This window comes from Eubacterium sp. CAG:161 (assembly GCF_000432355.1).
Lineage (GTDB): Bacteria > Bacillota > Clostridia > Lachnospirales > Lachnospiraceae > Eubacterium_G > Eubacterium_G segne.
Map to the genome: position 1 here is coordinate 1 of NZ_HF991851.1, position 8,833 is coordinate 8,833.

Annotated in this window: 6 protein-coding genes; 4 read left to right on the forward strand and 2 right to left on the reverse strand. The window is 35.6% G+C overall.

What is annotated here, in order from left to right:
• Positions 1–237: 237 nt before the first annotated feature.
• Positions 238–711 (reverse strand): hypothetical protein, encoded by a 474-nt coding sequence (locus Q5O30_RS02000; protein ID WP_021952091.1) that lies wholly within the window; start codon positions 709–711, stop codon positions 238–240.
• Between the two features lie 167 nt (positions 712–878).
• Complete coding sequence (locus Q5O30_RS02005; protein WP_021952092.1) at positions 879–1,595, reverse strand: 1-acyl-sn-glycerol-3-phosphate acyltransferase; 717 nt, start codon at positions 1,593–1,595, stop codon at positions 879–881.
• Positions 1,596–1,897: 302 nt separating this feature from the next.
• Here Q5O30_RS02005 and Q5O30_RS02010 point away from each other — a divergent pair, with 302 nt between their 5' ends.
• The 4 genes from Q5O30_RS02010 to Q5O30_RS02025 form a co-directional block, all read left to right on the forward strand.
• Entirely contained in the window at positions 1,898–2,659 is a 762-nt protein-coding gene (locus Q5O30_RS02010) for a hypothetical protein (RefSeq protein ID WP_021952093.1), read from the forward strand.
• A 388-nt stretch (positions 2,660–3,047) separates the two neighbouring features.
• Positions 3,048–4,724 (forward strand): hypothetical protein, encoded by a 1,677-nt coding sequence (locus Q5O30_RS02015; protein WP_021952094.1) that lies wholly within the window; start codon positions 3,048–3,050, stop codon positions 4,722–4,724.
• 80 nt (positions 4,725–4,804) lie between these two features.
• Positions 4,805–7,930 carry an extracellular solute-binding protein gene (locus Q5O30_RS02020; protein WP_021952095.1) on the forward strand — a complete coding sequence of 1,042 codons (3,126 nt, stop codon included), beginning with the start codon at positions 4,805–4,807 and terminating at the stop codon, positions 7,928–7,930.
• On the forward strand, positions 7,923–8,833 hold a 911-nt coding region (locus tag Q5O30_RS02025; RefSeq protein ID WP_302674532.1), incomplete at its 3' end, for a carbohydrate ABC transporter permease. The genes Q5O30_RS02020 and Q5O30_RS02025, both read left to right, overlap by 8 nt.

Genomic DNA, 8,833 nt, shown 5'->3' on the forward strand with positions numbered 1-8,833 from the left:
GAATGAGTGGGGAAGCATTAGGAGAAGCAAGAGGAGAAGCAAGAGGAAGAGAAGCTGAACGTAAAAGAATGCAGGAGAAGCTGGACGAAAAGCAAAGTCAAATAGAAAAAGAACGTAGAAGATATGAAAAAGAAATAGAGGAATTAAAGAGGCAGCTTGCCGAGAGGCAGACAGCTTAGGAACTAAAAAATGCATAAAAAAAGTCCCGGTGTATCGGGACTTTTTTTATGTGCTGTCTTATTTACTTTTTTGCCAAAAATGTTTCTTCTTTTTTGGCGGTTCATAGATAGGACCACGTATTCTTTTAAATGAAGTGATATAAATACCACTGACAGTAGCTTTAATTTCCTGCTTTGGTAAAATCTGATCGTAAATCTTTGCATCTGCAATCAGATTCATAACTCTTGGACCTGCCTTAACTTTTACAATAGGAACCTTTGCACGTCTGGCATACTTAGGTGTCTGCTCAAGAACGATACTCGGAAGTCCTGAATCCTTAAGTTTTAACTTCTTCTTATCAATAACAAACAGGCTGACTGTCTGAGCATTTTCTTTCATGGTCTTTTCCTGCTCTGCCTGTTTCTTTTCGGCTTTACGACCTATAAAATAAAGAACAATAACAGCTACTAACAAAACTGCAACCACCACAATAAGTCCGATTGTCAGTCCGCTAAGTGCCATAATTGGTGAAATATTGTTTAAAATATTCATTATGTACCTCCACTTTTTTGTCTCTTGTGTTATTCTATCATTTAACAGAAAAATTTACAATAAAATATTAAGATGAGAGGGTTAAAAGTAAAATTTTCATTGGTCAAAGCCCATGGCTTACCCCCATTGACATAAAATTTTTTAAACATCAAAAAAACAAAAAGTTATTATTTAGAAATAATATTTTGAATTTCTCCTTTAACCCTTGCGGAAAGTCCTTTGGTTTCTTCCCTGGATAAATCAGCGGTATAAATAGGCTCGGCAAAGGTTACAGTTACTTTAGTTGATTTAATAAGAGGAAAATGATTCTCAAAAACATCTGCAGAACCTGTTATTCCTACAGGAACAATGGGACACTTTGATTTAGTAGCAATTTTAAAACCACCGTCCTTAAATTCCAGCATATTTCCGTCTTTTGAACGGGTTCCCTCAGGAAACAAAAATACAGAAATGCCCTTTTTAATAAGACCTGCCGCATCTAAAACAGATTTAAGCCCGGCTCTTGGATCACTTCTGTCTAAAAAGATGCAATTTACAAAATACATCCACCAGCTAAGAAATGGTACTTTTTTTATTTCCTTTTTTGCAACAAATCCTGTTGGTCGTTCCATCAACGGATAAGTAACAATAATATCGTAAAAACTGTTGTGATTTCCTACAAACAAAACAGGAGTATCCTTAGGAATATTCTCATATCCCGTAACTTCAAGTTTTACTCCTGAAATAAACATTACACATTTCAATCCCCATTGTACAAAAGAAAGACTGCTTTTATTTCTTATATCCATATTAAATTTTTGAATAATAAGTTCAGCTAACTGTATTGGTAACGATATAATAAAGTAAACCACAAGGAATAAAAAAACTCCTATAAGACGAATCATAATAACCTCCTATATTTAATGTAAATCAGATAAAAATAACCGATTTCATATTATGATAAAACTATTAAAAAACAGCCTTAAACATAGTAACATATTTATAGGTAAAAATGAATATGCAAAGGGGAAAAGTTTAAAATTGCAGAAACAACAACTTTGTTGACAATGTACAGAATAAGACATAAAAGATTGTAAAAATTGTTAGAAAGGATAATAAAAATGATTTTATTTATTGAACTACGGTATTCTTCGTGCTATACTCACAGTATATCGGGTATATTTATCTGAATAAAGGAGGAAATAAAATGAAAGTATTAAAAAGAATTGCGGCAGTAGCAGCTACAGTTGCATTAACTGTAGGTATGAGCGCAAGTTGTTTCGCAGCAGGTACCTGGGGACATTACATAGGTTTCTCAGAAGGTAATGTATGGTACGAAGCATCAGAAGGTTCATTTAAGGAAAATTCAGCTACAGGCTGGACAGCTAACATGGACGCTATCGGTTGGGGTGGTGTTTGGGGATACCAGGTATTCCAGGATGGCAAAGGAAAAGTTGATATTAAAAAAGGTGAGCAGTATACATTAAAGTGTACATTGAAATCAACTAAGATGGACAAATGGGTTGTAATTAAGATTGCAACTAAGGAAAATATTGCATTTGCTAAATGGGTTAAGTTACCAAAAAATCAGGCAGTAACAGTTGATGAAACATTTACAGCTAAATGTGATGCTAATTCAATTTACTTTGGATTAGGTGGAGATTTTGGTGACAGAGATGATGAAAAAGATTTGTACACATGGGCTGAAGGCGGAAAGTCAGCTATTTCAGACGGTGATTCAGATATGGCTGCAAAGGCTACAGTAATCACATGTACAGATTATTCATTAGCAGCACCTGCAGCAGCAAATGACAATCAGCAGAACAACAATGGTGGCAATACAACACAGCCTGCTACAAATACAACAACAGTAGCAACCGGAGATTTTGGACCTTACGCTTGTGCAGTAGCAGCTATCGCAGCAGCAGCAGTTATCGTTGTCTTTTCAAGAAAAAGAAAAGAAGCTTAATTAAAATAAAATATTTATCTGAAAAGAGTGGTCATTGACTTTTAGTTGGTGGCTGCTTTTTTTATTTATCGGAAAAATAGAAATTAATGAATAAGACACTTCATGAAAAAAATAAATCTTTAGCCACCAAATAGGGTGTTTTAGTGAAAACGTTTCACCAAATATTGGGATTATTGATAAGTATACAAAATTATATTAGAAAATATAGTAAAAAATTATGAAAAGCGTTTTCAATCCGTTGTTAAAATATTACAATAAAAAATATTGTAAAATCGTTTTTTACTGTTGATTTGTACATATTCTTGTGATAAAATCGTTTTAAAGAAAATCACTATGTGGTTTCTAATGTAGGTGATTAAATTTTTTCAAAATGAAGGAGGATATTAAAATGAAAAAATTAGGCCGTAAAGCATTAGCTTTAACATTAACATTGACACTTGGTGCTTCAATGGCATTAACAGGTTGTGGAAGCTCTAAGGAGAGCAAGAAGGGCGGAGATGGCAGCGACAATCTCGGCATTACAACAGGTTTGGCAAAGGACACTAAGGGAGAAGTATCTATTATGGTATGGTCCGGTGATGGAGAATACTATGAGGATATCGGAAATCCTGATAGCGCAGCAGGAAAGAAATTATCAGACCCTAGCAAGATTGTGGCTCAGAACGTAGCACAGGTATACGCAGTGGCTCAGAAGTTCCACACTGTATACCCTAACATTAAGATTAATTTATGGTCAAAAGTTGGTGACCCTGATCAGTACAACACAGCATCATGGGAACAGGAAATGGAAAACTTCCAGGCGAAGTACAAAAAGTATCCTGATATTTGGGGATCAACAAACGTAATAAACGACATTAAAAAAGGTTTAGTTGCTGATTTGTCAGTATACAAGGATGACGCAACGTATAAGAAGTATAACGAAACACTTATGAGCAATCTTAACTATTATGGATTCCAGGCAGGACTTCCATCATACACAATTCCTGGTGGAATCTGGGTTAACAAGGCATTAGCAGAAGATAACAATATTAACGTTCCAAAGCCTGACTGGAGCATTGATGAATATACACGTTTTGTTTCAAAGGCGGATGGAAAAACATTCTGGGGTTCAAAGGGAACACCTGTTGATATTGTAAACCTTGGAACAACAACTATTAATAAGATGATTAAGGAAGAAAACAAAGTTGACTTAAATAGTGATGAAGTAAAATCACTTCTTAAGTATTTCCCTAAATGGGCTGAAAAGTCTATTGACGTTGCAGCAGGTGCTGGAAAGATTACAAAGGATATTGTAAAAGAATGTTCAGCATATAGCTGGTACTACTTCACAAACAACAGATCTCTTGTAAACTTTGAAGATCCTTGGTTCCTTACAGCAGGTGCTGATGAATCAGCAAAGGATAGCGACGCTTATATTAAGTCAGCTGACTGGGACATTTACCCATACCCATCAACAGACTACTGTGAAAATACAATTAAGGTAATTATGGATCCTATTTGTCTTCACAACTATTCATTAGATGACAAGAAATCTGAATGGAGTGATGAAGAAAAACAGAAACTTGATGTTACATATACATTTGCTTCATTCTGGACAGCAAGTACAGCAGCAAGACAGGCAATATTTGATCAGAAGTGGTCAGACAATGGTCAGCTTAAGTCAGCAGCAGGTGATACATTCCCTGTAGTTTCAGGTGATGATTACGATGCACAGATGGAAATCTGGAACAAGCTTGACGCTCATAAAGCATATGCTGATAAAGAAGGATTCCAGAAAGTTCTTGAAATCTGGAAAGAAGGAAAGACATGGGATTACATTGACAAATGCTGGACTAGCACAATTTCAGAAAACGGTGACACAACAAAGACACTTTACGAATGGATTAACTGCGGACAGGAAAATGTTGCCGGAGCATGGTTTACTGATAAGGATTGGGCAGATAATGTTAAGTCAAGATTATCAGATTGGAATGATTCATGCAACAAGCGTATTCAGACAGCACAGAAACAGTTAAAAGATGCATTAAAAGAATATTACGGATTTGAGGACGCAGACTTAAAATAATCGTAACTAATAATTAATACATAAGTAATTGCGGAACTACAAAAACGTAGTTCCGCTTTTATAAAAAGGAAAGGACAACAATGAAAAGAAAAGTTATTGCTATTATAATTGGTATAGTGTGTGTCATTGTTGCAGCTGTATGCCTTAATCAGTTTGTATTTAGTACAAAAGTAACTTACATAAAGGATGCAGATAATCATAAAGTCCAAAAGGCTTATGACTTATTGGCTAATGCGTACCTTGATGATGGTGAAAAAACAGAGGTTTACTATACAGACTTTATTAAGACAAATAAAGAAATCGGTGAGGGAAATCATCAGGCGGTTTTAGAAAACGGCAAAGATGCTAAGGTATATTACGCTGAGAAAAAGAAAAACACAGATGACACCACGCCTGAAGCTGTTAAAGAATATGATTCAGACATGGTGGAATTAGACTATACAGATGTTGCCAAATATAAAGTATCCGTAGAAAAATCCGGATTATATTATTTAAACATAGATTATATGTCAGTAGGTGAGTCCTTATCAGACTACACCGTCAGTGCTACCATTAATGGAAAACAGCAGTATTCAGAAATGAATACCATTGCACTTCCTATTTTATGGACAGACGTAGATACTGACAAATATGTAGGAAGCGACGAAAAGAAAGATTTTCCTTTAGACAGCTATGGTGATGAAATGGCACCTAGTCAGAACAGAATACAGAAATGGACCAATACATACTTATACAACAATACATATGTATCAAGCACACCATTATGTTTCTATTTAGAAAAGGGAGAAAATGAAATCAATATCGAAAATGTTTCATCAGGTGGATTAGCTCTTGGCAAGTTAATGGTGCAGGAAGCAAAAACAAATGTTGCATCATATAAAGACTATGCGGCACAGCATCAGGATGCAGAGTTAGTAACAGCGGAAGATGATCAGCTAGAAATTGATGCAGTTTATTATACACAGAAAAATTCAACAGACGCTGTGTATGGAACCGATACAAATACATCACTTACAAGATTCAACATAGATCACGAAAAGTTAAATACATTACAGTGGAATTCAGCAGGTAACGAAATTGTATATACATTTAATGTAAAGAAAACAGGAAATTACAATATTGCATTCCACTATGACAATGGAAAGAAAGAATTCCAGTCATTTGAAACAATAAAAATAGATGGGGAAGTTCCATTTGAGGAAATGTACAATTACGCATTTGAACCTGTATCATCAGGCTATGAAAATGTGACATTGGCAGACAAAGATGGAAACAATTACAATTTCTATTTAACAGAAGGTAAACACACTATCGCAATTAAGCAGGAAAATGAGCCGGTAATGGAAGCATACAGATATGCTCTTCTTTTACAGCAGCATCTTACAGATTTCCAGCTGGAAATTACAAAAATTACGGGTAGTGATGTTGATACAGAGAGAAACTGGAAAATGACAAAGTACATTCCGGAAATCTCTGATTACCTTAATGCTTACGAAACAATTATTAAACATATAAGATATTTGCTTCAGGATTATTCACCAAATGGAAATTCAAGTGCCATATTGGCATATCTTGATGAAGCACAGCAATTTATTAAGACAATGAAAAAATATCCTGATGAAATTGCACTTCATACTAAAGATTTAACAGGTGCTGAAAACTCTATATTAGTTTCACTTAGTAACTTTACAACAGAGGTAACATCTAATGAATTTACATTAGACAGAATCTATATCTATGGAGAAAAGAATCAGATTAAAAGTGCAAATCCATCATTGGCAAGTTCAATGTGGACAGGTGTAAGATCACTGGTAAATACTTTTACTTCTGATAAATATGCAACAGGAGCAAAAGAGGACAGCAAAACTCTTACTATCTGGGTAAACAGAGCAATTACTCACGTTGACTTACTTCAGAAGATGGTAGATACAGAGTTTGTTCCATATTATAAGGAACAGACCGGAAAAGATATTAAGGTTAAGGTTTCAACAATGCCTGATGTCAGCAAACTGACACTGGCTATTGCAGCTGACCAGACACCGGATGTGGCATTGGGACTTATGTCATATGTACCATTTGATTTATCAAGCCGTGGTGCTTTATATGACTTGACTAAGTTTGATGATTTCTGGACTGTAGCAAGAAGATTCCCTACAGGTTCATTTGTATCATATGTATATAATGAAGGAATGTATGCTATACCTGAAACAACAGACTTTAATGCAATCGTTTACAGAACGGATATATTTAAAAACCTTGGGTTAAAGGTTCCTAATACATGGGATGATTTAATTGAAATTCTTCCTACATTACAGAGATATGGAATGAACTTCTATCACAACATTTCTTTAGGAACAACAGGTTATAAGTGGTTCTATCAGACAGCACCAATGATATTACAGAATGGTGGAGAGCTGTACACTCAGGATGATAACGGACTGATTACAACAGGTATTGATTCTAAGAAATCAGTTAAGGGATTACAGTTACTTGGTGATTTGTTTACTAAGTATTCTCTTGATACATCAGTGCAGACATTCTTTAACTCATTCAGATATTCAGTATTACCTATTGGTATCGTAGGAATGGAAGATTACACACTTATTAAAAACGGAGCAAAAGAATTAGACGGTAAATGGGCTATTTCACAGTATCTTGGTACAAAACAGGAAGATGGAACAGTCAACAGAACTTTTGTTGCAAACGGTACAGGTGGAGCAATCTTTAACTCATCTGATAAAAAGCAGGAAGCATGGGAATTCCTTAAGTGGTGGACAAGTAAGAGCGTTCAGACAGAATATACATACACACTTCGCTCATCATACGGAAAGACATTCTTCTGGTTATCAGCTAACAGGGCAGCATTGGAAAATAACCCTATGGATGAAGCTGACAAGAAGATTATTACAGAACAGATTAATTATGTAACAGACGTTACAAGAACACCGGGACAGTATTTACTGGAAAGAACTATTTCTAATATTTGGACAACAATGGTATTTGACGGTACTGCAGGTCAGGTCGCAGTAGATGAAGCAAAGAATGATGTTAATAAAGAAATTGTTCGTAAAATGAAGGAACTTGGCTATTACGATGAAAACGGAAAAATGGTTAAGAAATTCAAACTCCAGGGATATGACTGGATAAAAGAAAATCAGGATAAGGCAAAAGCAGATCCGGGAGAGGAGGTAAGTTCGAATGAGTAATACAGCCGTAGCTACAAAAAAGGTAAAAGTAAGAAGCAGTAAAAAGTTTTACCAGACAGAAGGCTTTCATTCGTTTTTACTTTTACTTCCGTACGGATTATTGTTTTTTACATTTATTTTATTACCAATCATAATTGCCATAGGCTTATCATTCACTTACTTTGACGTTATTAATACACCAAAGTTTGCAGGAATGACTAACTATGTAACACTTCTCACAGGTGATGAAGTATTTATGAAATACGTTCTTCCAAATACAGTGTTATATGCCATAGTAGTAGGTGTAGGCGGATACGTTATGTCATTTATAATGGCATGGATATTAGCACAGGTTACACCAAGGGCAAGAACATTATATGCCCTGGCAATGTACACACCTTCCATGGCAGGTCAGATTATGATTCAGTACATCTGGAAGACAATCTTCTCAGGTGACCAAAACGGTCTTGCTAATGCATGGCTGCAGAAACTTGGATTTATTAATCAGCCTATACAGTGGTTGATTTCGTCAGATTACTTTATGGGAATTATGATATTTATATCCCTGTGGTCTTCAATGGGTATCGGATTCTTATCTATGATATCAGGTATTATGAACATAGATCAGGAACTATACGAGGCGGCTTATGTGGACGGTATCAAAAACAGAGCCCAGGAAATTATATACATTACGATACCTTCAATGAAACCACAGATGTTATTCGGTGCGGTTATGTCTATTGTAAATGCATTTAACATGGGTTGGATTGGTGTACAGTTAGCAGGAGCAAACCCGACACCGGGATATTCCGGACAGCTGATAGCCAACCACATTGATGATTACGCATTTGTAAGATACGAGATGGGTTATGCGGCGGCAGTATCTGTTGCACTGTTATGTCTCGTATGGGTATGTAGTAAGGT

What these genes read in the sequence shown, in the direction of transcription:
- Q5O30_RS02000 (WP_021952091.1), bottom strand. Translation starts at nt 711, where the DNA reads ATGAATATTTTAAACAATATTTCACCAATTATGGCACTTAGCGGACTG.
- Q5O30_RS02005 (WP_021952092.1), bottom strand. Translation starts at nt 1,595, where the DNA reads ATGATTCGTCTTATAGGAGTTTTTTTATTCCTTGTGGTTTACTTTATT.
- Q5O30_RS02010 (WP_021952093.1), top strand. Translation starts at nt 1,898, where the DNA reads ATGAAAGTATTAAAAAGAATTGCGGCAGTAGCAGCTACAGTTGCATTA.
- Q5O30_RS02015 (WP_021952094.1), top strand. Translation starts at nt 3,048, where the DNA reads ATGAAAAAATTAGGCCGTAAAGCATTAGCTTTAACATTAACATTGACA.
- Q5O30_RS02020 (WP_021952095.1), top strand. Translation starts at nt 4,805, where the DNA reads ATGAAAAGAAAAGTTATTGCTATTATAATTGGTATAGTGTGTGTCATT.